Origin of the sequence: Calditerrivibrio sp. (genome assembly GCA_026415135.1) — a bacterium.
Lineage (GTDB): Bacteria > Chrysiogenota > Deferribacteres > Deferribacterales > Calditerrivibrionaceae > Calditerrivibrio.
The window spans coordinates 1-25,594 of sequence record JAOAHS010000008.1; the positions used below are offsets into that span (position 1 = coordinate 1).

Sequence of the window (25,594 nt, forward strand, 5' to 3'; positions counted from 1 at the left end):
CATCATCCATAGACTGAACACCCAAGCTCACCCTCGTAACTTTTGCCTCATGAAAGCATTTCAGTTTTTCCACTGAAACACTCTCCGGGTTCATCTCCACTGTAAACTCTGTAACTTCGACATTAAAATACTTATAAATGCCGTTTAAAAGCCTTTTAAAATCATGGATATCAAGTAGTGAAGGTGTCCCACCCCCAATATAGATGGTATCGATCTTTTTTCCTTTATGGGCATTAATCTCCTTTAATAAAAGATCTACATACTTTGACTGTAGATCCTTACCATCTGACACGGAATAAAATCCACAATACTTACACTTACTTATACAAAAAGGTATATGGATATATAGCCCAAAAACGCTCATGGCATTCTTACTTTTCACTGCTATCTTACATGAATATGGTAAAAAAACATGACTTCTCTTAAAACTTACTCCGTAAGTGTAGCACCACCCACCTCTTTGCCACCAGTTTGGATCACAACTCGGATATCCTCCAGATCAGAATCTATCGGAAATCCTGTAGTGGTAAGATAATCACCCACCATGATACCACTTGCACCTGAAGTAAGAATCCTCGATTTACTTTTTTCATTAAAGACCCTATTTCTTCCCCCACATACTCTAATCTGCACATCAGGTAAGATAAGCCTATACAACGCTATTATTTTCAGAGCCTCTTCTTCCGACAACACTGCCATATTTTCAAAGGGTGTACCTTTGATCGGATTAAGAAAATTTATCGGTACTGAGTGTACTCCCAACCTTTTTAACTCATAAGCCAGTTCAATCCTATCCCCCCAGCTTTCTCCAATACCAAAAATACCCCCAGAACATACATAAAGCCCCACCTCCACCGCATCCCTAACAGTTTGCACATCCTCTTCATAATCGTGGGTGGAACATATCTTGGGGAAATACGAGCGGGATGTCTCAAGATTATGATGAAAACCATTTAGACCGGCCTCCTTGAGCTTCAATAACTGTTCACGGCTAAGTATCCCCACAGAAACATCTGGGATTATCCCCTTCTCTTTTACTAATCTCACACCCTGTAAAACCCTTTTGAATGTATCATCATCGAGGGTCTTACCACTTGTAACTATAGAAAACCTTTTGACCCCTTTCCCCTTGTAAAAATCTATCGCATTAATGAGCCTTCGTTCGTCAATATAGTCGTAAACAGCAGCCTCCGTATTGTAATGGGCAGACTGGGCACAAAATTTACAGTCCTCTGAACAAAGCCCACTTTTCACATTTGCTATGGAACATAAATCTATCCCATCACCCAAAAAAAATCTTTTAACCTCATAAGCCACCTTTAAGAGCCCATCAAGCTCTTCATACGGTAGATCAATAAGAAACTCTATATGAATACCCTGCAGATCTCTTCTTTCTATGACAACCTTTTTTATCTCCTCAAGCATAACTCTACCTATAAAATGTATTTACTTAGATCCTGTTTTGATATTATGTTTTTTAGTTTGCTATCCACAAAGGCACTATCGATAATAACTTTTGCATAATGTCCAAAAGGTGCTTCAAAGGACACATCTTCTAACACCTTTTCAATTATAGTATGAAGTCTTCTGGCTCCTATATTTTCATTTGTTTTGTTAAGCTCTGTGGCAACTTCAGCTATCCTTTCTATCCCATCGTCGGTAAACTCAATCTCCACATCGTCTGCAAGTAAAAGATCCCTATACTGCTTGGTCAGGGCATTTTCAGGCTCCTTTAAGATCCTGACAAAATCGTCCTTGCTCAATGAATCCAGCTCCACCCTTATCGGGAAACGCCCCTGTAGTTCCGGGATTAGATCTGATGGCTTGGCCATATGAAAAGCGCCAGCACCGATAAAAAGGATATGGTCTGTCTTTACCATACCGTATTTCGTCATCACTGTGGAACCCTCTATAATAGGCAAAAGGTCCCTCTGAACCCCTTCTCTGGACACATCTCCACCTTTGGTATAGCCTTCCCTTGAACATATCTTATCAATCTCATCTATAAACACAATACCTGCATGCTCCACCTTGTAAATGGCCATGCGTTTTACTTTATCCATATCAAGCATCTTGTTTGCCTCTTGCTGTTCCAATTGATTTAGGGCATCCTTTACCTTCATCTTCCTCTTTTTCTTCTGACCAGGAAATATATTTTTAAACATATCCTGTAAGTTCGCCGTTATATCATCAAGTCCTGCACTGGAAAAGATCTCAATCTGGGGGTGTTGTTCCTCTGTATCTATCTCTATCTCCCTATCATCCAGTTTGCCAGATTCTAATAACTTTCTTAATTTTTCCCTGGAGGAGGCAACAGAATCACTATCAATATACCCCGATGTCACCGGTAAAAGAGCATCAAGGACTATCTCTTCAGCCCTTTTCCTTGCCGACTCCATCACCGAGCTTCTCATTCTTATCTTCTCTTCAGAGATAGCTATCTCCACAAGATCTCTTATGATCGACTCCACATCTCTACCAACAAAGCCCACTTCGGTAAACTTACTGGCTTCTACCTTTATAAATGGAGATTCTGTGATCTTTGCAAGCCTTCTTGCAATTTCGGTCTTCCCTACACCGGTAGGTCCTATGAGCAATATATTTTTTGGGGTTATATCGTCCCTTTTTTCTGGTGGCAATTGTAGCCTTCTCCACCTGTTTCTAAGTGCTATAGCCACAGCCTTTTTGGCCACACTCTGACCTATTATATATTTATCCAGTTCTGCCACTATCTGCTTTGGTGTCAAGTGCTCCATTACACTTCCTCTACAGTAATTTCTTTATTGGTATATATGCAGATCTCCCCTGCTATCTCTAAGGACTTTTTTACTATATCTACAGCACTCAAACCGGTATTGTTCTTAAGGGCAACTGCTGCAGCGTATGCATAAGGTCCACCAGATCCTATGGCTGCAATGCCGTATTGGGGTTCTACCACATCACCATTTCCGGTAATGATGTACATATTCTCCTTGTTTGCAGCAATCATCATCGCTTCGAGACTTCTTAAGTACTTATCGGTTCTCCAGTCCTTTGCCAATTCCACACAGCTTCTAAGTAACTGCCCACCATGCTCGTTGAGTTTTTTTTCAAATCTCTCAATTAAGGTAAAGGCATCAGCAGTTGATCCTGCAAACCCACAAACAATATCACCGTTGTAAAGCCTACGAATTTTTTTAGCATTGTTTTTTAAAACAGTGTGCCCAAATGTCACCTGACCATCCGCACCTATTGCCGTTTTCCCATCTGTTTTCACGCATATCACCGTAGTTCCATCAAACATACGCTCACCTCTAAGAAAGCTAAATCGATTTTAAGTCAACTTTAAAAGATATTATTTTATCTCTTTTTTTGCAATAAAAAATTATTTTCTTTTATGGACAAAATATACAAAGACCAAAATAATCGATTTTTATCTATAAAATAAAAAAGGTGGCCTATGCCACCTAATTATTTTGCAGCCATATAGGCATCTATCGTTTCTTTATCAGGCCCTTTTATTGTAATCCCATGGGGGCCACCTGCAGGGATGGTTACATGCTTTGCAAGCTCACCATCTTTCTCAAATTTGGCATACTCCTTATCTCCCTCTTTGAAAACCCAAAGCCTTCCATCCACAATCTTTGTAATAAATCCAGCCTTACTAAAGTTGTATCTACTCCAATCGACTTCAGCCTCCTCAAGGTTGCCATAAGCTTTTAGATACTCATCCACTGTTTCCTTATCTGGTGCCTTTATGGTAACCTTTAAAGGTCCAGCAAGGGGAAGTGTAACATGCTTTGCAAGCTCACCATCTTTCTCAAATTTGGCATACTCCTTATCTCCCTCCTTGAAAACCCATAATCTGTTGTCAACTATTTTTGTTTTAAAACCTGGTCGATCAAACTTATATTTACTGTAATCAAGCTCAACTATCTCCACATCATCATCAACATCCTCAGACGTAGTAACTCCATTTTTTGTGGCACACGCCGTCATAAACACAAAGCTGATCAGTGTTAAACTTAAGAGCTTTTTCATGGTTCCTCCTAATTTATATTTTTTTAGCCAAATCTACCTGTTATATAGTCTTCGGTCTCTTTTAACTTGGGCTTTTTAAATATATTAACAGTATTACCATACTCCACCAGATACCCCATGTACATAAATGCTGTAAAATCGCTAACCCTAGCTGCCTGTTGCATGTTGTGGGTTACAATCACCACAGTGTATTTCCCCCTCAGAGAAAGGATAAGCTCTTCAATTCTAAGTGTAGCAAGAGGATCCAAAGCAGAACAGGGCTCATCCATCAAGATAACCTCAGGCTCTGGGGCAATTGCCCTTGCTATGCATAACCTCTGCTGTTGACCACCAGAAAGACCAAAGGCGTTGTCCTTTAGCCTATCTTTCACCTCATCCCAGAGACCTGCCTGAACCAGTGAACGCTCGCAGACCTCATCCAGAATAGACTTCTTTTTCACCCCCGAAATCTTCAATGGATAAACCACATTATCATATATACTCATGGGGAAGGGGTTGGGCTTTTGGGCAACCATACCAAGACTTTTTCTTAGCTCTGAAAGATCCACAGATCTATCATAGATATTCTCACCATTAATCTCAATAGTCCCATCAATTTTGACTATATCCAATAGATCGTTCAACCTATTTATGCAGCGCAAAAGTGTAGACTTACCACAACCGGAAGGTCCAATGAGGGCTGTAACTTTACCTTTCGGGATATCCATGTTTATATTAAATAAAGCCTGCTTTTCACCATAAAACAGGTTTAACTGTTTTATCTTTATAATTATCTCCTCTTTTTCAATGAGGGGGTCATAAACGGTCTGTCTAACTTTTTCCGTAGAAACATCAATCATATTAACTTCTCCCTTAGAATATACTGCCTATAAATTTTTTCCTTAATCTGTTCCTAATATAGATTGCAACTACATTTAAAAGTACAACAATTGTTATCAAAAGTAACGTAGTAGTATATACCATAGGTATTGCAGCATCACTGTTTTGGCTTTGAAACCCTAAATCGTATATATGAAAACCAAGATGCATAAAGCTCCTCTCCAAATGTACAAATGGGAAGATACTATCCACCGGCATCTCTGGCGCAAGCTTAACCGCTCCCACCAGCATAAGAGGTGCAACTTCACCAGCCCCCCTTGACATCGCCAAAATAAAACCCGTCATAATACCCGGCATTGCCCTCGGTAATACAATATATCTTATCGTTTGCCACTTTGTAGCACCGCAAGCGTAGGAACCCTCCCTCAGGGAGTTTGGTACAGCATTTATGGCCTCTTCTGTTGCAACAATAACCACAGGAAGCGTCAAAAGCGCCAGCGTCAAAGAAGCCCATAGTATTCCACCCGTTCCAAAGGTGGGGTTTGGAAGCTTTTCCGGATAAAAGATCTTGTCTATACCAGCACCAAATGTATAGGCAAAAAACCCTAAACCAAAAACGCCATATACGATCGATGGCACCCCTGCTAAGTTGTTTATGGCAATCCTAAGGGTACTGATTATTTTACCACTTTTGGCATACTCCTTCATATAGATAGCAGCCATAACACCAAAAGGTACCACAAATATACTCATTATTATCGTCATCACTACTGTACCAAATATCGCAGGGAAAACACCACCTTCGCTATTGGCCTCCCTCGGTTCACCAGTGAGGAACTCATGCCATCTACTAAAATAGATGCCCAATTTTTCCATAAAGCTCAGTTGGTTAGCATAATATGCTCTCACCATCTCATAAAGCTTGACTTCTTTCCCTTTACCATCTGCTGTCTCAAAATGTATGGAATACCTTTCGTACTCTTTTTTAAGTTTCTCGATCTGCAGTAGGTAATCGTCAAACTTGGCCTTACTTAACGTTTCAAATCTCTTGTACTCCTCCATGATCTTTTGCAGCTCTTTTTTGGCTAACTCTATCTTTTCAGCATTATTACTCGCTTTTGCTTCGGTGAGCTTGAGCATAGCCTTTTTAACCTTTAACCTTTCTTTTTCTATCTTATGGTTTAATTTTCCTATCTCACCCTTCTCTATGGATACCTTCTTATACCAAAGATTAACCGCCATATCATGATATTTCTTATAGTTTTTAAAGATCTCCTCTTCGCCAGTAGCAACAATAACCCCATCTATCTTAAACTCCTTAGGTATCCCATAAAATCTACCCCACTCCAGTCGCTCAATTATCATCGCATGTTTGGGATAAAGTACATTTTTTATTTCATGCTGACTTACCCATTTAAAATGCTCGTTTGTGAGTTCGTAGTTACCAATCCTGACAAGAAATCGCTTCTCCTTTAAATCATTTTCTTGAATCCTTTTTCTGTCCGATGCGTCAAGAGTATCTACTTTTGCCTTATCTATCCTATAAACCTCGACTTTAGTAACCTCACCCATAACCTTCTCACCATTTTTCAGTTCGTATAATGTTATAGGTATAGGCCAATAGTTACCCAAACCGTTTTTTAATACCAGCAGCAACAGAAACCCTATCATAGCAAGTGAAACAACAAGTCCACCTCCAGTTAACCACAGTATCGGTTCCCCTTTTGACTTGAAAAATATTTTATAATTCTTCCTAATGAATAACCCCATCTCTGCTCCTTACAGTTGGCTCGATCTCTTTCGGTATCTTATTCTGACCATTTCTGCTATTGTATTTATTACAAATGTCATCAAAAACAGCACCAGTGCTGCCAAGTAAAGTATCCTGTAATGGGTACTTCCTATAACCGCCTCAGGAAGTTCAACGGCGATATTTGCAGAAAGTGTTCTAAAACCAGCAAAGATGTTCATATCGAGGATAGGTGTATTACCTGCTGCCATTAGAACAATCATAGTCTCACCGATAGCTCTACCAAATCCGATCATTATCGCAGAAAATATCCCACTCATCGCCACAGGTAAAACTATATTGATAACAGTCTGCCACTGGGTAGCACCAGCTGCCAAAGATGCTGACCTTAAGTGCTCCGGAACAGCATTCAGAGCATCCTCAGAAACAGTATATATTATAGGGATAACGGCAAACCCCATAATAAAACCTACAATTAATGCATTTCTCTGAACATAAGTGGACATTATACTCTCTATGAAAGGTAATCCGAATCTAAGATCAATACCCAATGCAGTAACTGTATAAGCTAATAACAAGGTAACTAACACTGAAAATATCGTAATCACTAAAAACTTTGCAATCTCAATAACTGCGCAGGTGGTATAACCCTTATTTTCTAAAAGATTTTCATAAATATCATATAGAAATGTTCTGTATAGATAAATAGTAATAAATACACCCAAAGGCAACAAGATAATTGCCCAGCCACCAAATGGTGATTGGGTACTGGAATGCAGCCACAGTTTAAAATCGCCATAAAACAATATCTTTTCCACATAAACAGCGCTTTTCATCCCCACATACCCCCCAACAGGAAGCGCTAAAACAGCAATCAAAGGGATTCTATATCTATCCATATTATTAAGTATGTTTTTTGGCATAAGCTGCACAAGATTACCAAAAAATAACAGGAAAAAGGGGATAAATATGATAGCCATAAGCAAACCAAGCACGATATTCTCCACAAAGGGGGAGACAATAAGTGCAGCAATAAAACCGAGCACCACAGAAGGTAAAGAAGCCATCACCTCAATAGTTGATTTTATAGCATTTCTATAGCTTTTATGGGCAAATTCACTGGTATAGATAGCTGCAAGAATTGCTATTGGTACTGCAAAGAGCATCGCAATGATCGTAGCCTTTATAGTCCCAAAGATAAGGGGCATCAATCCAAATTTTGGCTCAAAGTCATCGCTACCGCTGGAAGACTGCCAAACATGTTCCGGTTTACTGCTTAGCTCATATTGTACCTTACCAAAAATAGATCTAAAAGAGGCCTCGGGATGGGGTATATCCATGTCAAAATTTACTATCTTAGCCTCACCCAATACTATGATCCTGTTGTTTTTCTGATTGATGACAGCCACTTTCCCCTTCAAGTCGTTAAGTTTTTCTAAAAATAGCTTTTTTTGCGACGTCATGTGGTACATGGAAACAAAATCTGCCTCGTTTAAAATCAAAAACGACTTATCCCTCTGGGATGGGAATATAAAACGTATCGGCGATGAACTACCGCTATAGAAAGTATGAATATGGGAAAGGATATAGTTCTGTTTATTCAGATTGCTCTCCACAGGCCACCACGTGGTTACCTCACCCTTGTTGTCCCCGATCAAAACAGTGTTTCTACCGATAAGCATGTCCAAATAGGTTATCTTCCTTCCATCGCTAAAGAGGACTTTATCCTCAACGATGTAGGGATTTTTAAAGTTTTTTACATCTATATTTATATACCTTGAATTTTCAAAAAAGAGCATAATATTAGTCTTACTCGAATTGATCTTTAAAAACTTAGGGAAGTCTTTGTTTATCTGTCTTGATAAATCGATTACAGACTCATCAAAACTCTCAGTAATCTCCCCCGTCATCATGTTCTCTTTTTTCGTGAGCAGATCCACATGTAAGTTTTTTTTATCATCCAGAAAAGCTATAAATCTCTCATTGTCAGTACTAATACCATCCAAAAGTACTATCTTCCTTTTAGCATCATCCTTAAATATCTGAGTCTGTTTAAAGGATATGAAGTACTCACTCTCCATTTCACCATATTTCTCAATCAACCTACTATCTTTGATCTGATAGATGGGCTTCCCAAAGATATCTCCAGATTTGAACGTATTTTTCGCATATTCGATCTTTACCTCGTAAAGTCCACCGCCCTCATCAGATATGAGGTAGCTACGGTCCTTTGGGCTGTAGCTAAATGCCACATACTTACCACCAAAACCAGTAGTATTAAGCAAGGAACCATCTTGCACAAAATATGTTTTAAAATTTTTCCCATCAAAAACTGTTGTAAAAAGACCATATTCATCTGAAACTGCATGAACAATATCAAACTTGTCCTTTACAGTAGTAAACTTTTGCTCTAATACTTTGCCTCCCTCAAACAGTGGGAATACGGTCCACAAAAGGAATATAAACACAAGCAAAACAGATGCTATTGTGCCTACACCACCTATTGTGATGATATACCTGGCAAGCCTATCAATGAATTTTCTCTTTAGATTCGTATTTTTCATTTAACCATCCGTAGATTTTTAAAGAAGATGGGGGAGCACCCCCATTATTTATTTAAGTCCTACTTTTGCAAGCTCCTGCTCGGCAACTTTTGCAGTTATAGGGAAATAACCATCCTTAACAACCACTTCCTGCCCCTGCTTACTAAAGATCAGCTTAATAAATTCAGCCCTCAGAGGATCCATCTGGGTCCCAGGCTTATGATTTACATAAACATACAGGAACCTTGCAAGAGGGTATTCCCCTGTATAGGCATGGGCAGCATCAGGCTCGATACACTTACCACCTTTTTTCTCGGAAAGAGCCACAGCTTTAACCCCAGCAGTCTTATAACCAATACCACTATAACCTATTGCATACTTATCGCTTGTCACACCCTGTACCACTGATGAACTACCAGGCTGCTCCTTGACATTATCCTTAAAATCTCCGTTTTTAAACACATGCTCCTTCACATACCCATAAGTACCAGATGCTGAGTTCCTGCCATAGAGACTAATTGGCTTATTTGCCCACTCTCCGGTAAGCCCCAAGTCACCCCATGTAACAATGTCCTTAGGATAACCCCTCTTTCTTGTCTTTGAAAAAATAGCATCCACTTCTTCAAGGGACAAACATTGAATTGGGTTATCTTTGTTCACATAGATGGCAAGCATATCTATACTCGTTCTAAGAGCTACGGGCTTATATCCATACTTCTTTTCAAAATCATCTATCTCCTTGCCCCTCATCTCCCTTGACATGGGACCAAAATGAGCAGTACCGGAGACTAACGCTGCAGGTGCCGTTGAAGAACCTTTACCCTCAATCTCGATCTTCACATTAGGATAATAGCTCATGAACTTCTCTGCCCAGAGCGTCATAAGATTGTTCATGGTATCTGATCCCACACTCTTAATATTCCCAGTAACACCTTTGGCTTTCTTGTAGGATGGAAGAGCCTTGTCTACAAGATCAGAAGAGTAAGATACTGTCGCAAATGATAACAAACAGAACAATGCAACTAATTTTTTCATATTTTTACCTCCGTTTTATACTTACTTGTGAAAAACTAACCTTTGTTTGTTATAAAACCTTCTTAAAAATTTCAAATTTTTGTAAATTTTTTTTCATGCAGCTACTTCTCTTTAAGGACAACCTTAAAACAATTACCACCATACACACTCTTGATAAGCTCCACATAACCGCCATAGAGCTCTGCAGTATGTTTAACAATAGATAGACCCAAACCTGTACCTGAATGTTTTCTATTGCGGGATCTTGAGGATGTATAAAACCGCTCAAATATCTTCCCCTTTTCCTCATCAGGTATTACAGGCCCCTCATCCTCTACAGAGAGAACAATCTTGGATTCTGATTTAACAAGACTCACATAGACATTATTACCTGTAGAATAAGTCAAGGCATTGTCTATTAAATTTTTAAAAATAGACAAAAGGTGCTCCTTCAAAACCTTAACCTCGCTGTCATCAAAGTTATAATGTATCTTTTTTACAGCATCCCTATAGATCTCTTCCAGTTCAGACATAAGTTCTGACGGATAAACCCCCCTTTCTACAGAGAAATTTCTATCCGAACTCTCAAGGGAGTGTAGCTGTATGATATCTGCTATCAAATTATCGAGTCTCACTGACGAATCGTAGAGCTTTTTTAAAAATTTTTCCCTGGTATTTTGATCCATTTCGTTATTCAAAAGGGTTTCAGCATAGCCCATGATAATGGATACCGGCGTCTTAAGTTCGTGGCTTACATTGGCCACAAGCTCACTTTTAAAGGCATGATACCTCATCTGGTCCGAAGAATCATGAAAGACTATAATCTTATAATTACCTGAAGATTTTATACTTATTTCATATATCCTGTTCTTATATTTGCAAAAGTGTTTACCATCATCTTTATTTTTTAATTCATTAAAAAGCTTGATACATTCGTAATCCTTAGCATCTTTCAACGAATCACAGAACAGCTCTTTGTATTTTTCATTACCATATACAAGTTCCCAATTTTCATCAAAAAGCGCCACAGAGTCTGAAAGAGAAGATAGTATAAAATGTATTCTATTTTTCTCCTCCGCTATAGCCCTTTCCCTTAACAACATATTATTATAAAACCTTGTAACCAGTGTAGATATCTCATCACTAAAAACCGTATATTTTTGAATATCTATCTTTTCACCCTTTTCAGCCTTTGTTATTAGTTCATTTAGGTTTTCTATAGGTAGAAGTAACTTTTTTGTAAAATAATAGGTCAACATAAAAATCATCCCAACAACGGCAACAAATATCATCATCAGCTGATACTTAAGATCTTTTGCATATGTCTCCAAGTTTATCAATGGTAGAGAAAGTCTTAAGATATATTCATCATTTATGAGCTTTGCGTAGTATATATATTTGACCCCAAGGGTACTGGATAATCTTACATCAAACCCCTCTCCAACTTTTAAAGCATCCACAACCTCTTTTCTACCAGCATGGTTCTCCACCTTCAAAAGGTCTTTCTCACTGAAAAATGTTGAATCGTATCTAACAGCTCCATCCTTGTCCACTATGGTTACTCTTACCTCCAAACTCGCCAATATATTTTTCAGATCGATATTTAGATAGTTATACTGCCCTTTTTCAGGGTATATTTTATAAAGCATCGTGCTGTACTGTCTTAAGGTATTTACTCTATCATTGAGTATATCCTTAGACAACGCAGAAGTGATTACATAAACACTAAACAAGATCACAGCAATCAAAGATGTGGATAAAAGCAGAAGGTACTTTAAAAATATTTTCATGATCTACTCAAGAACATAACCAATTTTTGGGATAGATTTTATAAGATCACCTTTACTTTCGAGTTTTTTTCTTAAGGAGGATATATGCGAATCGACTGTTCTGGTATAGATGTCGGCCTCATACCCCCAGATATTGCTCAAGAGCTGGGATCTTGTAAAAACCTTCTTAGGGTGTTTCATTAAAAACAGGAGCAGTTCAAACTCTTTGTAAGTAAGAGAAATCTCATTGTTATCAACAAAAACCTTGTATTTCTCAGTATCCACATAGATACCTTTGTAACTGATAATCGCATCATCCTTTTTATTTACTTTTCTAAGTAAAATCTTTATTTTAGCTAACAATACCTTCATACTAAAAGGCTTTGTAATATAATCATCAGCACCAAGCTCAAGGCCTTCTACAATATCAGACTCACTACTTCTTGCTGATATTATGATCACTGGTATAGATGAATACTTGGGAGACCTTTTTAAGATCTGCAAAAACTGAGTCCCTTTAAGCCCCGGCATCATAATATCCAAAAGTACGATATCAGGCGTGATCTCATCCATAAATATTAATGCATCATTGGCATTTTCTGCTTCGATAACATCATAACCAGCTTTGGTAAGGTTAAAGGCAATAAGCTCCCTTAAAGGGTCCTCATCTTCCACTAACAACACCTTATTCATGATCATTTCCGTTTAGCTCGTTATATTTCTTATGCCTGATATTCTCGCCTCTTGCCATGAAATAAACTGTTTCTGCTATATTAGTAGCATGATCTGCAATCCTTTCAAGACTTCTCGAAATGAATATCAGCGACAAACAACCTTTCGTCTTTCTGAAATCCTCAACAATATATGTCAAAAGCTCCCTCAATATCTGGTTATTGAGGTTATCCACGTAATCATCCCCTTTTATAACCTTGAGAGCATCCTTAGGATTTTTAGCAAAAAAGCTGTTTACAGCATTTTTTACCATCTCTGCAGAGTAATCTGCCATTTTAGGCAGATCTATGTAGGGTTTGATAGGTGGAATCTGATTAAGCTTGATTATCTCTTTAGCTATATCCACACAATGATCCCCAATCCTCTCCAGATCAGTTATAATTCTAAGGGCTGTTACCACAAACCTCAGGTCAGTTGCCTTTGGCTCGTACAAAGCAAGTCCATCAAGACACATCTCCTCTATTTTTACATCCAGCTCATCTACTTTATCATCCATAGCTATTATATTTTCAGCTATCTCGTTATCCCGTTCCACAAGAGATTTAATACACATTGTAATCATGTCGGTTACCATATCAGTCATCTCAGCCAGATTACCTTTTACTTCAGAAATAAGATTTTCTATCTGCTTCATTAGACATCCCCAAATATTATTTTTGAGAAATTTATAATATTATTGTAACGCAAATTTCATATTTTTGTAAAAAAAATGCAAAACAGCAACTCACAGCTCTACTATTGAACAATGATGCGTGTTTAGATCAATTAAAGCAAACGTAGATCTACCTGAGACATACCCGGACAGAGTACCTGGATTTATGATCTGCTGTCTACCTTTTTTTAAAACGCCTCCTTGATGGGAATGCCCATAGAGTACAAAATCTATACTCTCATCTATGTACTCCGCAATATCGCCTTCATGTAGAAGTAAAAATCTACACCCGCCAACAGTTGTGAGATAAGGTGGTTTAAAGAACCTATTGTTAGTAATTTTACTGATACCTAAATATTCACCGTCGTTATTACCAAATACACCGATATAGGGGCAGATCAACCTATTGAGATAATTCGCAGCAAAAGGGGAACAAACATCCCCTAAATGAAAACATTGGGCTACACCTCTACTATTTATTACTTCCACAGCTTCTTGCAATTTTAACAGATTATCATGGGTATCAGAAATTACGGCTACCAACATAATTACCCCCAAAAAATATTGTTTTTTTACTTGAAATGGTTTATATAAAAAGAATATAAATAATGATAATAAATGCAAGGGGAATAATTAGATGGAAAGTCATAGACTGGAAAAGCTCAACAGGCTTAAAGAAAACAATATTCAGACTTATGTAAACAGTTTTAAAGTATCTAACGATATAAAAGATATAAAAACAAAATTCCAGTCAGAGGATGAGAAAGCATTGCTCGAAAATAGATACAAAACCACTTTAGCCGGCAGAATTGTGGCCATGAGAAGTTTTGGCAAAGCCACCTTTGCCACAATAAAAGATAGGACCGGTTCTATTCAGGTCTATATAAAAAAAGATGAACTTCAGGAAGAAGAAAAGCTCTCCTTTGACAATACTGATATTGGCGACTTTATAGGTGTATCAGGGTTTTTGTTTAAAACAAAAACTGGGGAGCTCACACTGTATGCAGAAAAATACAAAATCCTTACTAAAACCCTTAGGGATCTTCCAGAAAAATGGCATGGACTTAAGGATGTTGAAATTAGGCAAAGACAACGCTACGTGGATCTCATCGTAAACCCAGAAGTCAAAGAGGTTTTCAAAAAAAGAAGCTTGATAATAAAATATATAAGAGACTTTTTTTATAGGAACGATTTTCTTGAGGTGGAAACACCAATGATGCACCCAGTAGCTGGTGGAGCCACCGCAAAGCCGTTTATTACCCACCATAACACACTGGATATGAAGCTTTTTCTCAGGATCGCTCCAGAGTTATATCTGAAAAGACTTGTAGTAGGCGGATTTGAAAGAGTTTTTGAGATAAACAGAAATTTTCGCAATGAAGGGATTTCAACAAAACACAACCCCGAATTCACCATGATAGAATGGTATCAAGCCTACGCCGATTATTTCGACCTTATGAGGATGACAGAAGACCTCATCTATGAGATAGCTCTAAAGGTAAACGGTAGTCCCAAAATAACCTATTCCGATCTCGAAATCGATCTAACACCCCCATGGGAAAAGCTCACCCTCGAACAAGCCATTGAAAAATATGCCAATATTCCAGAATCTGCTCTATCAAGCTACGACAACGCAAAAGCAAAAGCTAACCAACTGAATATCAAGGTGGAAGACAGTTGGGGAAGGGGTAAAATTGTTTTAGAAATATTTGAAAAGTTTGTGGAGGATAAGCTTATAAACCCTACTTTTATAATCAATTACCCCAAAGAGGTCTCACCCCTTGCAAAATCGAAAAAGGATAACCCAGAGATAACAGAAAGGTTTGAACTATTTATTGCTGGGATGGAAGTGGCAAACGGATTTAATGAGCTAAACGATCCCATTGATCAATTTGAAAGGTTTGAAAAGCAGGTTAAAGCAAAAGAGGCTGGTGATGAAGAAGCTCATATGATGGATAAAGATTACATAAGAGCCCTTGAATACGGATTACCACCCACCGCAGGTGAAGGTCTCGGAGTGGATCGACTCGTCATGCTACTAACCGATACCCGTTCCATAAGGGAAGTCATCCTCTTCCCACATCTTAGACCAGAGGAACTCTGTGACTGATTTAAAAGTTTATCACAATATCACAGATAAGCAACTGACAACTTTTTTAGAACATATCTGTTCATCTCTGTACTATGAAACCCTTAATGAGATTACCGATTTAGAAAACAGCTTTGTCATCCTGCACCTGAAAGATAGTTCCGAAATAGATGAAACAACCCTTTTGCACCTATTGAGTAAAAACACTGTAATGATCATATCAGATGTTTATATGCTCGATTATTTCTATAAACTCAGCAGAGAAGCCCGTTTTCTCTTAGCACTAAACGGTATCGACAATAAAACCCTTTTAGAGATAAATGTAAAAGCTTTTATTTCATTTGTTTATAAAATGTATGAGATGGAAAACCAAAACAGGGAACTCGAAGAAAAGATCTTTGATCTGGCGTTTGCTACTACTGATGTTTTAGAACAAAAAGAGAAGATGGAAGACATGGTCTCTAAAGATGGCATGACCAAACTCTTTAATCATTCTTTCTTCAAAGATATTCTAAACAAGGAGTTCCAAAAAGCTAAGCTGGAAAATGGCTCCTTTGTCATCGCCATTATGGATCTTGATTATTTCAAAAATGTGAACGATCATTATGGGCATCTAAAAGGAGACGAAGTTCTGAGGGCTTTTGCCCAGTGTATCAATAACCACATTGATAACAAGCAGGATATCCCAGCCAGATATGGAGGAGAAGAATTTGCTGTAATATTTAGAAATCAGACGGTGGAAGAAGCCCTTATAAAGATTCAAAAGATTAGAAATTGTTTGGATAGTACCGTTTTTACTTATGAAAACTCATGTTTTAAAGTAACCTTCAGCGCAGGGATTACACCCTTTTCTCCCGCTTTAACCGATACCACACAGATGATAAAAATCGCCGATGACGCCCTTTATCAGAGCAAACGCGACGGTAGAAATAGAAATACCGTAAAAACCATCTAAAGAATGATCGTAACAATACTGCTAATCTGCAGTCTCACAGCTATCGCCATAGGCTACATACCAAAATTTAGAATGAATAGGACCACTATAGCCCTCGTGTCCGCTACATTTCTCGTTGTTACCGGTGGGATCGGTTATGAGGATGCCATCAAATCTATCCATTTTGATACAATTATACTGCTTTTTTCTATGATGATAATAAATGCTAATTTCGGCGTATCCGGCTTCTTCAATCTGATTTCAATGACAATTATAAAAAGGGCAAAGACACCTAAGAAACTATTGTTTATAATAATTTTTACATCTGGTTTACTCTCATCCTTACTATTAAATGATACTGTAGCCATAATGTTCACACCTATAGTCATCAATATGTTAGCCAAACTAAATAGAAACCCCATCCCCTACCTAATCGGTTTAGGTATGGCAACCAATATCGGTTCTGCGATGACACCAATTGGTAATCCACAAAATATGCTTATAGCAAGCTATTCAGGGATGAGCTTTATCGATTTTGTTACACCATTGTTTGCTGTATCCATAGTTTCCCTTTTTGTGCTCTATTATGTTATAATGTTTTTTTATAAGGATGAGTTTAACAATATTGAAATAGTACCTCTTGAATTCGAAAGAATAAGGCTTTACAAGCCACTTCTTATAAAATCTATCATAGCCACATCAATCATGCTCGTTATGTTTTTTCTAAAATTTTCAGTGGCTTATTCTGCACTTGTAGCAGCAGCTATTCTTCTATTCACAAGGCGAATAAAACCAGAAAGGGTATTTAGGGAGATAGACTGGTCACTATTAGTATTTTTTTCATCCCTTTTTGTTATCACCACCACTGTTCAATCATCGGGATTAGGTGATAAGCTCTATCACATCTTTAAAAACTATATCTTTTCAGGAATAACCCCATTTTCCATATCGATGGCACTTTTTAGCAATATAGTTTCAAACGTACCAGCTGTAATGCTTTTTAGCCCATTTATTAAAACAATCGAAAATCCTTACCAATACTGGATTATAGCTGCAATGTCATCAACCTTTGCGGGGAACCTAACCATCATAGGCTCAGTAGCCAATATTATAGTTGTAGAACTAGCTTTAAAACATGGTATAAAAATAAACTTTACTAATTTTTTTAAAACAGGAGTTGTCATAACAATAACCACAATCTCAATTGGCGTCATCTGGCTAAATATCATTTTTTAAAGGATTTGGTTAAGTGAAACTTAATCTACGCTCACATCAAAAAACTCTTGAAAAGTTATTTCTTTTTGTTTATAGATTAAAGTACTATTAAACAACTCGGAGGACTAAATGCCCAAAGTCATCATAGATACCGATAGGTGCAAAGGGTGTGGCATCTGTATTACCGTCTGTCCCAAAAAGATCCTAAAATTTTCTGGTAAATTTAACACATCTGGATATAATTATGTGGAATGTACGGACGAATCCATCTGTATTCTTTGCAAAAGCTGTGCATTGATGTGCCCAGATGTTATTTTTACCCTCAAAAAAGAGGAATAAGGAGAAAGATATGTCAGATAGAGTATTGATGAGAGGTAACGACGCCATCGCTGAAGCAGCTGTAAGAGCTGGTGTAAAAGGGTATTTCGGTTATCCGATAACCCCCCAGAATGAGGTTACAGCCTACATGTCCAAAAGGATGCCAGAGCTTGGTAGAGCTTTTGTCCAAGCTGAAAGTGAAGTGGCAGCTATAAACATGGTTTATGGAGCAGCCTCCACAGGAGAACTTGCCATGACCACCTCCTCCAGCCCGGGTATTGCTCTCATGCAAGAAGGGCTTTCTTACATGTGTGGCGCAGAAGTCCCTGGGGTAATCGTAAACATTGCAAGGGGTGGCCCAGGTCTTGGTAATATAGGACCAAGTCAGGCAGACTACAATCAAGCTACAAGAGGTGGTGGTAACGGTGATTATTACCTAATCGTATACGCACCAAGCAACCTACAGGAGGCAGTGGATATCACATATAAATCCTTTGATATCTCGAGAAAATATAGAAACCCTGTCCTCATTTTAGGGGATGGTGCCTTAGGACAGATGGCCGAAACTGTTTCACTACCTCCTTTTAAAGATGTCTGCAGATCGGATGATGGGTGGGAGTTGACTGGGTGTAAAGGGAGGGGGCCTAGATCTGTAAAATCGTTAAGACTTGCAGAAGGAACCCTTAGGTTGCACAATTACCATTTAAAAGAGAAATTTGAATTGATAAAAAAACAGGAAATAGAATATGAGCTCACCGGTGAGGATTATGACCTACTTGTGGTCGCTTTCGGCACATCAGCAAGAGTTGCTAAAAGTGCCATAAAAGAGGCCAAAAAACAAGGTATAAAAGTGGAACTCTTCAGACCGATATTGATATGGCCTTACCCTTATTTAAAACTTACCGAAGCATCCAAAAAAGCTAAGAAGGTGTTGGTAATAGAGATGAACAATGGTCAGATGCTTTTCGATGTGATGCTTGCTGTAAAGGACGACAGTAAAATAGAGTTTTTGGGCAAACCCGGTGGCGAAGTTGTATCTCCAGATGAAATTTTAGAGAAAATATTATCTATTAAGGGGTAAGATATGAAAACTGTTTATGAAAAGCCCATAAGCCTAAAAGACAACAAATCGATATATTGTCCCGGTTGCAGTCACGGTTTGATACATAGATTGGTAACAGAAGCTTTGGATAGCTTGAATATCCGGGAACAGACATTAGCAGTGGCCCCTGTCGGGTGTGCTGTTCTTTTGTACGATTATTTTAACTTTGATGTTGTAGAGGCACCCCACGGAAGAGCTCCAGCACTTGCAACTGGCATAAAAAGGGTTAGACCTGACCTTATTGTTTTCACTTATCAAGGGGACGGTGATCTGGCATCCATAGGAATGGCAGAGATCATTCATGCAGCCAATAGAGGTGAAAACATCACAGTGGTTTTCGTAAACAATGCCAACTATGGGATGACCGGAGGACAAATGGCTCCCACTACGTTGCCTGGGCAAAAGACCACTACAACACCTTTCGGCAGAGACACAAAGCACGATGGTTTCCCCTTCAGAATGGCAGAGTTAATCGGGAGTCTGCCAGCCGTTGCCTACTCTTCAAGGGTGAAAGTTACCTCGCCAAAACATGTCATTGCAGCAGGAAAAGCCATAAAGAAAGCCTTTCAAAACCAGCTTGACGAAAAAGGGTTTTCCTTTGTTGAGGTTTTAGCAACATGTCCCACAAATTGGAGCATCGATCCTATTCAAGCCCTTAAATGGGTAGACGATGTGATGGAAAGTTACTATCCACTCGGCACATTTAAAGACATAGACGGGGGTAAATAATGTATTTCGATTGTATAATGGCAGGATTTGGTGGTCAAGGGATCTTAAGTGCAGGGATGATGCTTGCCCATATGGCTGTAAGTCAAAACCTTAATGCCACCTGGTTCCCTTCTTATGGAGCCGAACAAAGGGGGGGAACTGCAAACTGTATGGTGGTGGTTTCTGATGATGAAATAGGTTCTCCAGTTATCACAAAACCCCATTTCGGTTTTATCATGAACTACCCATCCCTTGTAAAATTTCAACCAAGATTTAGAAAAGGTGCAGGTGTAATACTGGATAGATCACTTATCCCCCTTGAATATATCCAGAGGGATGATCTTAACTTCTATGGTGTAAATGCAACAGAAGTAGCAGAATCTTTAGGTAGCGTGAAGGTGGCCAATGTCATTATGATTGGAGCATTACTGAGGGTTTCCGGGTTGTTCGATCTTTGCGTAGCTGCTGAAGCGATTAAGCATGCTATCCCAGAAAAGTACCATAACCTTTTGGATCTCAACAAACAAGCCCTTGAGGCAGGATTTAATATGGTTGAGGAGATAAAAAGGTAACATGAAAAGATTGCAGATACTTGTAAAAGGTAGAGTTCAAGGGGTTGGCTACAGGGCATTTGTGCAGGATAAGGCCACCTCTTTGAAACTGTATGGATATGTTAAAAACATGCCTGACGGATCGGTATTTATAGATGTGCAAGGGGATGAAGAAAAACTAAATCTCCTTATCGACTATCTAAAAAAAGGCCCTCCTATGAGTAGAGTAGATAGTCTCGATATAAAACCGATGGATATATTAGCTGATTATACCCGATTCAGTATATCATATTAGGTGAAACAATAGAAAAACTGATCTACTCTATCTCTCTTGCTACTTTTGTAGGTCTGAAAATAACCCCTCTTTATATCAATGTTTTATTAGGTTTTTTAGCGAGTAGATTTCTAAATGCCCAGAAGGAGTCACTGGCTACAATACTTATCTACATCATAGGCCCCGTTGTTTTTTTTAATGCCTCCTACAGGGTAAAATTCGAGATAAACATGATCTCGTTGCCTATTCTTATCGTGTTTGTAGGAGGGATACTTGCGTTTTCGACATATTATGCTGGTAAAAGGTTTTTCAAAGACAATACCCTCAACATCCTTTCCTTTTCTGCTGGTACAGGGAACACAGGTTATTTTGGAATACCTTTGGCTTTTATGCTCTTAGATGAAAGATTAGCAAATGTCTATGTATTTTCGGTTCTTGGTTCCCTTATATATGAAAGCACCATAGGATTTTTCATCATAGCAAAAGGCAGCTACAATATAAGAGATAGCCTTAAAAGGGTTTTAAAGCTACCTGCCATCTATGCAATGATATTAGGACTTCTATTTAACTTCAACAATATACCTATTTCAGAAGATCTCTTAAACTACTTAGACTATTTCAAAGGTGCTTACGCTATCTTAGGTATGATGATGATCGGGATGAGTCTTTCTGGTATCAATAAGATAACGGTAGACAAAGTTTTTATTGCTACTGCATTGATAATCAAGTTTTTAGTATACCCAATCCTGATACTTCTAATTATCTATATAGATAGGATCTATATTGGAGTAATTCCAGAGGAACTACATAAGGTATTGTTCCTCTTCGCAGTACCACCAATGGCAGGGAATGTAGTAGCTATAGCAACTATTCTAAGATCTAACCCTGAAAAAGCAGCCATAGCTGTGATAATAAGCACTTTAGTATCGATATTTACAATACCTATTATGGTTGCCTACTTTATGCCATGAACTATTTTACTTCCACTATCCCGAGGGTATTCTCTATAAAAGCTCTATTTCTACCATTTTCTTTAGCCATATAAAGCAGATTGTCAGCCCTTTTTATATACTCATCTATATTAGGTAAATAGATATTGCAAAACTTTACACCTATGCTCGTAGTATAACTTATCTCCACATTATTATAAATTATTTTAGAGTTTCTTACATTGTTCAATATCTTAAGGGTTATATTATAGAGGTTTTCTTCATCTATATTCTGAAGAATGACAATCAGCTCTTCCCCACCAAAACGCCCTACAAAATCTGTTTTTCTAACGGAGCCTTTAATACGATTAGCAAAATCTATTATCACTTTATCTCCAGCATCATGACCATATTTATCGTTTATCTGTTTGAACTTATCCAGATCCATAAGCATAATACTAAAGTTATACCCATAACGCTCAAAATTATAGTTCAAGATATTAAGTTGTTCTAATATATATCTTCTATTATACAGACCAGTCATGGAATCTGTGGTAGCCATCTTGTAGAGTTCATTGTTTATTTTGTCTAAATAATCGTAAAGCCTTTTGGTCCTTATATTAGTGGTTACCCTCAGCATCAGGCTTTCAGTAGAAAGGGGTTTAAGTGTATAGTCGTTGGCCCCAAAGAGCATAAAGGATCTAAGGATAGTATTTTCTCTAGAATCTGTTATGATAAGGATTGGTGTTTTTTTCATTGAATTTATCTTTCGAATATTTTTGACAAGGTTTAAACATTCATTCTTCCCCACATCAAGATCAAGTATAACAATGTCAGGGGAACTAGCAATGAGGTCCATCTCTATGTCCTGTTTAAGAGTGCAGTTATGAACCAACATACCAAGAGAGCTTAAGACATTACCAACAAATTTTTCTTCATTAAGGTTTTTTATAACCGTACAGGCTGTTGCACCTCTAACATTTGATATCTCAAGCAACTCCACCAATTCATCGACATAAGTAGTTATTGTATCATCTATCTTATTCCTTACAATATAGTCTATGGCTCCTGATTCAAGGGCTAATCTTCGCCTCTCATCGCTATCCTCAGAGCTCAATATAACCACAGGAACATTCTTAAACTTTTCGTTTACATATCTACACAACTCATAGCCTAACCCATCTTTTAACTCATGAGCAACCAATACCAGAGAAGGTATAGCAAGGGAGAGCATCTTTTTGGACTCAGCCACAGATTCAGATAGTAATATATTGTACTTATCGGACAGATAATATTCCAAAACAAACCTTGACACTTTTGAAGGGTCTGCTATAAGTATATACTTTTTCATAATAATATATTAAATTATGATAATACATCGGAGGATTAATGTCAATAAGAGTTAGGTTCGCTCCAAGCCCCACAGGCCATATTCATGTTGGAAATGCAAGGACAGCTTTATTCAATTATCTTTTTGCAAAAAAAAACAAAGGAACATTCATACTTAGAATAGAAGATACAGATTTAGAGAGATCCACAATTCAATCCGAACAGATTATATACGAAGATTTAAAATGGTTGGGGCTTGATTGGGATGAAGGCCCTATAGTTGGGGGAGATTTTGGACCCTATAGACAGTCGGAAAGGTTAGAGATTTATAAAAAATATGCAGAAAAATTAAAGGCCTTAGGATATGCGTATGAATGTTTTTGTTCGAAAGAGGAATTGGATAGCGAAAGGGAGAAAGCCCTTTTAGAGGGGAGACAGCCTATCTATTCCGGCAGATGTCGTCATCTAACAGAACCAGAAAAAATAGCTTTAAAGGAAAAAGGGATTAAACCAGCTTTGAGATTTCTTGTAAAAGATCAAGAGGTAATTGTCAGTGATTTTTTAAAAGGTGAGGTACACTTCCCCACTGAAACATTTGGAGATTTTGTGATAGTTCGCCCCGATGGGATACCGGTGTATAATTTTGCCGTCGTCATCGATGATGCTTTGATGAAGATAACCCATGTCATAAGAGGGGATGATCACCTAAACAACACCCCTAAACAGGTATTGATTTTCAATGCGTTAAGTTTTGAACTACCAGTTTTTGTTCATATCCCCATGATCTTAGGAGAAGACCACTCAAAACTCAGCAAAAGACATGGTGATACTTCGGTAAATCTCTTTAAAGAAAAGGGGTATCTCCCTGAGGCTTTGTTTAACTTTTTGGCACTTTTAAGCTGGTCAGCTCCGGACGACAGAGAGCTTTTGTCAAAAGATGAACTTATCTCACTTTTTAGCCTTGAAAGAATCTCTAAAAGTTCATCTGTCTTCGATTTTAAAAAGCTACGCTGGATGAATGGCCATTACATAAGAAACCTATCCATAGAAAAGCTCCATGAGGTAGCTCTACCTTTTTTAGAAAAATCTGGAGTTCTTACGGAAGAGTTTAAGCAAAGATACCATAACAAAATACCCGAGATGATATTTTCCCTTAGGGAAAAGTTCGAGATATTCCTTGAGTTACCCGAACTTTTCAGAGTTTATACCTCTTTCAAAGAGGACTTTGACAATGACGCCATAGAACTGCTCCGATTACCCACATCAAAGAAGGTCTTAGAAGGTTTTATAGACAGCTTGGGAGATAAAGAGTTTTTGACAGTTGAAGATTACAAAACCATAACATCTACTATACAAAATAAGATAGGCGTAAAAGGTAAAGGGCTTTTCATGGTACTAAGAATTGGGATTACAGGAACTACTAAGGGTCCAGACTTAGACAAACTTGCCACATTACTTATGGCAAGTGACCTCAAAAAACGCATACAAACCTGTCTAAACCTAATGACACAGCTATGCTAAAAGTTGGCATCTTAGGAAGACCAAACGTAGGTAAGTCCACACTTTTTAACAGACTGGCCGGCAAAAGGATCGCAATTACCGATGATATACCCGGTGTAACAAGGGATATGCTTGAGGCAGTTTGTAGGTGGGAGGGCAAAAGTTTTCTGATCATCGATACCCCTGGATTTGACCTAAAAGAGGACATAATCAAGCAGGAGATGCACAGACAGTTTTACAATGCCCTCGAAGAAGTAGATCTTGCCATACTTATGCTTGATGGCAAAGAAGGCTTACACCCGTTGGATGAGATTGTTTTTTCGATGCTAAGGGAAAAGGGGACAAACTTTATAGTGGTGGTAAACAAGATAGATAGTGACGAAAAAGAGATAAACTTAGTTGAATTCTACAAGCTTGGCATAGACGATATGATCTCAATAAGTGCATCCCATGGTAGAAATGTGGATCTGCTCCTTGACCGAATAGTTGAGTACGTTCATGAAGATATATCGATGGACGAAAATGATAGGCTTAAAATAGTAGTCATAGGTAGGCCCAACATGGGTAAATCAAGTCTTATAAATGCATGGCTCAATGAAGAAAGGGTAATTGTCACACCTATTCCAGGGACTACAAGGGATGCTGTTGATAGTTATTTTGAATATCAAGGTAAAAAATACACCCTTATAGATACAGCAGGTATAAGGAAAAAATCGGTAATGTTCAAAGATCGTATAGAAAAATACGGATATTACAGAGCTTACGACTCCATAGAAAGGGCTGACGTAGCTGTTTGCCTTATGGATGCAACTGAAGGGGTAACAGAAAGGGATGTTAAAATAGTCGCAGACGCTTACGAACTGGGTAAACCTGTCATTATTGCCCTTAATAAATGGGACATTGTTGAAGAAAAAACAGCTTCCCAAAAAAAGCTCATAGCAGAGATAGAGGAGCGCTTTAATTTCATATACAAACCAAAATACCTTTTTATCTCTGCTGTCCAGAAAAAGAACATTTTTAAGATATTTAATATGGCCCAAGAGCTTAATGAAGAGTCAAGCAAAAGGATCCCCACCTCTAAGCTTAACGAAATATTAGAGCTTGCTCAAGCAAAACACCAACCCCCCATGATAAAAAATAGAAGACTCAAGTTTTACTACATGACACAGGTAGCAGTAAAACCGCCTGAGTTTGTAGTATTCGTCAATTATCCTGATGCAGTTCACTTCTCTTATCAGCGTTTTCTGTTTAATATGGTCAGAGAACATTTTGGATTCGAAGGCATTCCTATGAAAATGCATTTTAGGGGTAGAAAAGAAAAAGACATAGATTAGTAAAAGGAGAGG

The 25,594-nt window shown here is 38.1% G+C and carries 25 protein-coding genes; 11 read left to right on the forward strand and 14 right to left on the reverse strand.

Annotated features, from left to right (window positions below):
• The 13 genes from N3C60_01665 to N3C60_01725 form a co-directional block, all read right to left on the reverse strand.
• Positions 1-292 (reverse strand): radical SAM protein (locus tag N3C60_01665; GenBank protein ID MCX8083616.1); only part of this gene is annotated, 292 nt, incomplete at its 3' end.
• Between the two features lie 137 nt (positions 293-429).
• Positions 430-1,425 carry a biotin synthase BioB gene (gene bioB, locus N3C60_01670; protein MCX8083617.1) on the reverse strand — a complete coding sequence of 332 codons (996 nt, stop codon included), beginning with the start codon at positions 1,423-1,425 and terminating at the stop codon, positions 430-432.
• 8 nt (positions 1,426-1,433) lie between these two features.
• Positions 1,434-2,756, reverse strand: a complete 1,323-nt coding sequence (hslU, locus tag N3C60_01675; GenBank protein ID MCX8083618.1) for an ATP-dependent protease ATPase subunit HslU — start codon at positions 2,754-2,756, stop codon at positions 1,434-1,436.
• On the reverse strand, positions 2,756-3,283 hold the full coding sequence (hslV, locus tag N3C60_01680; protein MCX8083619.1) for an ATP-dependent protease subunit HslV: 528 nt from the start codon (positions 3,281-3,283) through the stop codon (positions 2,756-2,758). The genes hslU and hslV overlap by 1 nt, the downstream gene beginning before the upstream one ends.
• A 167-nt stretch (positions 3,284-3,450) precedes the next feature.
• On the reverse strand, positions 3,451-4,020 hold the full coding sequence (locus N3C60_01685; protein ID MCX8083620.1) for a hypothetical protein: 570 nt from the start codon (positions 4,018-4,020) through the stop codon (positions 3,451-3,453).
• A gap of 23 nt (positions 4,021-4,043) precedes the next feature.
• Positions 4,044-4,859, reverse strand: coding sequence for a phosphate ABC transporter ATP-binding protein PstB (gene pstB / locus N3C60_01690; protein MCX8083621.1), 816 nt, complete (start codon positions 4,857-4,859; stop codon positions 4,044-4,046).
• A gap of 13 nt (positions 4,860-4,872) precedes the next feature.
• Positions 4,873-6,609, reverse strand: a complete 1,737-nt coding sequence (gene pstA / locus N3C60_01695) for a phosphate ABC transporter permease PstA (protein MCX8083622.1) — start codon at positions 6,607-6,609, stop codon at positions 4,873-4,875.
• 9 nt (positions 6,610-6,618) lie between these two features.
• Positions 6,619-9,153: an ABC transporter permease subunit gene (locus tag N3C60_01700; GenBank protein MCX8083623.1), complete on the reverse strand. Its 2,535-nt coding sequence runs from the start codon at positions 9,151-9,153 to the stop codon at positions 6,619-6,621.
• Positions 9,154-9,201: 48 nt separating this feature from the next.
• Entirely contained in the window at positions 9,202-10,167 is a 966-nt protein-coding gene (locus N3C60_01705; GenBank protein ID MCX8083624.1) for a phosphate ABC transporter substrate-binding protein, read from the reverse strand.
• A 101-nt stretch (positions 10,168-10,268) separates the two neighbouring features.
• The gene (locus N3C60_01710) at positions 10,269-11,936 is read right to left on the reverse strand and encodes an ATP-binding protein (protein ID MCX8083625.1); all 1,668 of its coding nucleotides are present in this window, start codon (positions 11,934-11,936) and stop codon (positions 10,269-10,271) included.
• A gap of 3 nt (positions 11,937-11,939) precedes the next feature.
• Positions 11,940-12,608, reverse strand: coding sequence for a response regulator (locus N3C60_01715; GenBank protein ID MCX8083626.1), 669 nt, complete (start codon positions 12,606-12,608; stop codon positions 11,940-11,942).
• Positions 12,601-13,281 (reverse strand): phosphate signaling complex protein PhoU, encoded by a 681-nt coding sequence (phoU, locus tag N3C60_01720; GenBank protein ID MCX8083627.1) that lies wholly within the window; start codon positions 13,279-13,281, stop codon positions 12,601-12,603. The genes N3C60_01715 and phoU overlap by 8 nt, the downstream gene beginning before the upstream one ends.
• A 90-nt stretch (positions 13,282-13,371) precedes the next feature.
• Complete coding sequence (locus tag N3C60_01725; GenBank protein ID MCX8083628.1) at positions 13,372-13,845, reverse strand: YfcE family phosphodiesterase; 474 nt, start codon at positions 13,843-13,845, stop codon at positions 13,372-13,374.
• A 91-nt stretch (positions 13,846-13,936) separates the two neighbouring features.
• Between N3C60_01725 and lysS the strand changes: the two genes are divergently transcribed.
• The 9 genes from lysS (at position 13,937) to N3C60_01770 (ending at position 21,461) form a co-directional block, all read left to right on the forward strand.
• Positions 13,937-15,409: a lysine--tRNA ligase gene (gene lysS / locus N3C60_01730; GenBank protein MCX8083629.1), complete on the forward strand. Its 1,473-nt coding sequence runs from the start codon at positions 13,937-13,939 to the stop codon at positions 15,407-15,409.
• Positions 15,402-16,343, forward strand: coding sequence for a GGDEF domain-containing protein (locus tag N3C60_01735; GenBank protein ID MCX8083630.1), 942 nt, complete (start codon positions 15,402-15,404; stop codon positions 16,341-16,343). The genes lysS and N3C60_01735 overlap by 8 nt, the downstream gene beginning before the upstream one ends.
• Positions 16,344-16,346: 3 nt before the next feature.
• Positions 16,347-17,558, forward strand: coding sequence for an anion transporter (locus N3C60_01740; protein ID MCX8083631.1), 1,212 nt, complete (start codon positions 16,347-16,349; stop codon positions 17,556-17,558).
• 108 nt (positions 17,559-17,666) lie between these two features.
• A complete protein-coding gene (locus tag N3C60_01745; GenBank protein MCX8083632.1) occupies positions 17,667-17,876 on the forward strand; it encodes a 4Fe-4S binding protein in 210 nt (69 codons plus the stop codon).
• 10 nt (positions 17,877-17,886) lie between these two features.
• A complete protein-coding gene (gene vorB / locus N3C60_01750) occupies positions 17,887-18,936 on the forward strand; it encodes a 3-methyl-2-oxobutanoate dehydrogenase subunit VorB (protein ID MCX8083633.1) in 1,050 nt (349 codons plus the stop codon).
• 3 nt (positions 18,937-18,939) lie between these two features.
• Complete coding sequence (locus N3C60_01755; GenBank protein MCX8083634.1) at positions 18,940-19,686, forward strand: thiamine pyrophosphate-dependent enzyme; 747 nt, start codon at positions 18,940-18,942, stop codon at positions 19,684-19,686.
• Positions 19,686-20,237, forward strand: coding sequence for a 2-oxoacid:acceptor oxidoreductase family protein (locus tag N3C60_01760; protein ID MCX8083635.1), 552 nt, complete (start codon positions 19,686-19,688; stop codon positions 20,235-20,237). Before N3C60_01755 ends, N3C60_01760 begins: the two co-directional genes overlap by 1 nt.
• A 1-nt stretch (position 20,238) precedes the next feature.
• Positions 20,239-20,511: an acylphosphatase gene (locus N3C60_01765; GenBank protein ID MCX8083636.1), complete on the forward strand. Its 273-nt coding sequence runs from the start codon at positions 20,239-20,241 to the stop codon at positions 20,509-20,511.
• Positions 20,512-20,720: 209 nt separating this feature from the next.
• Positions 20,721-21,461: a transporter gene (locus tag N3C60_01770; protein ID MCX8083637.1), complete on the forward strand. Its 741-nt coding sequence runs from the start codon at positions 20,721-20,723 to the stop codon at positions 21,459-21,461.
• A 1-nt stretch (position 21,462) separates the two neighbouring features.
• Here the strand turns inward: N3C60_01770 and N3C60_01775 are convergent, their stop codons facing one another.
• Entirely contained in the window at positions 21,463-22,770 is a 1,308-nt protein-coding gene (locus tag N3C60_01775; protein MCX8083638.1) for a diguanylate cyclase, read from the reverse strand.
• A gap of 38 nt (positions 22,771-22,808) precedes the next feature.
• Between N3C60_01775 and gltX the strand changes: the two genes are divergently transcribed.
• Entirely contained in the window at positions 22,809-24,269 is a 1,461-nt protein-coding gene (gene gltX / locus N3C60_01780; protein MCX8083639.1) for a glutamate--tRNA ligase, read from the forward strand.
• Positions 24,263-25,582, forward strand: a complete 1,320-nt coding sequence (gene der, locus N3C60_01785; protein MCX8083640.1) for a ribosome biogenesis GTPase Der — start codon at positions 24,263-24,265, stop codon at positions 25,580-25,582. The genes gltX and der overlap by 7 nt, the downstream gene beginning before the upstream one ends.
• The last annotated feature ends 12 nt before the right edge of the window (positions 25,583-25,594 follow it).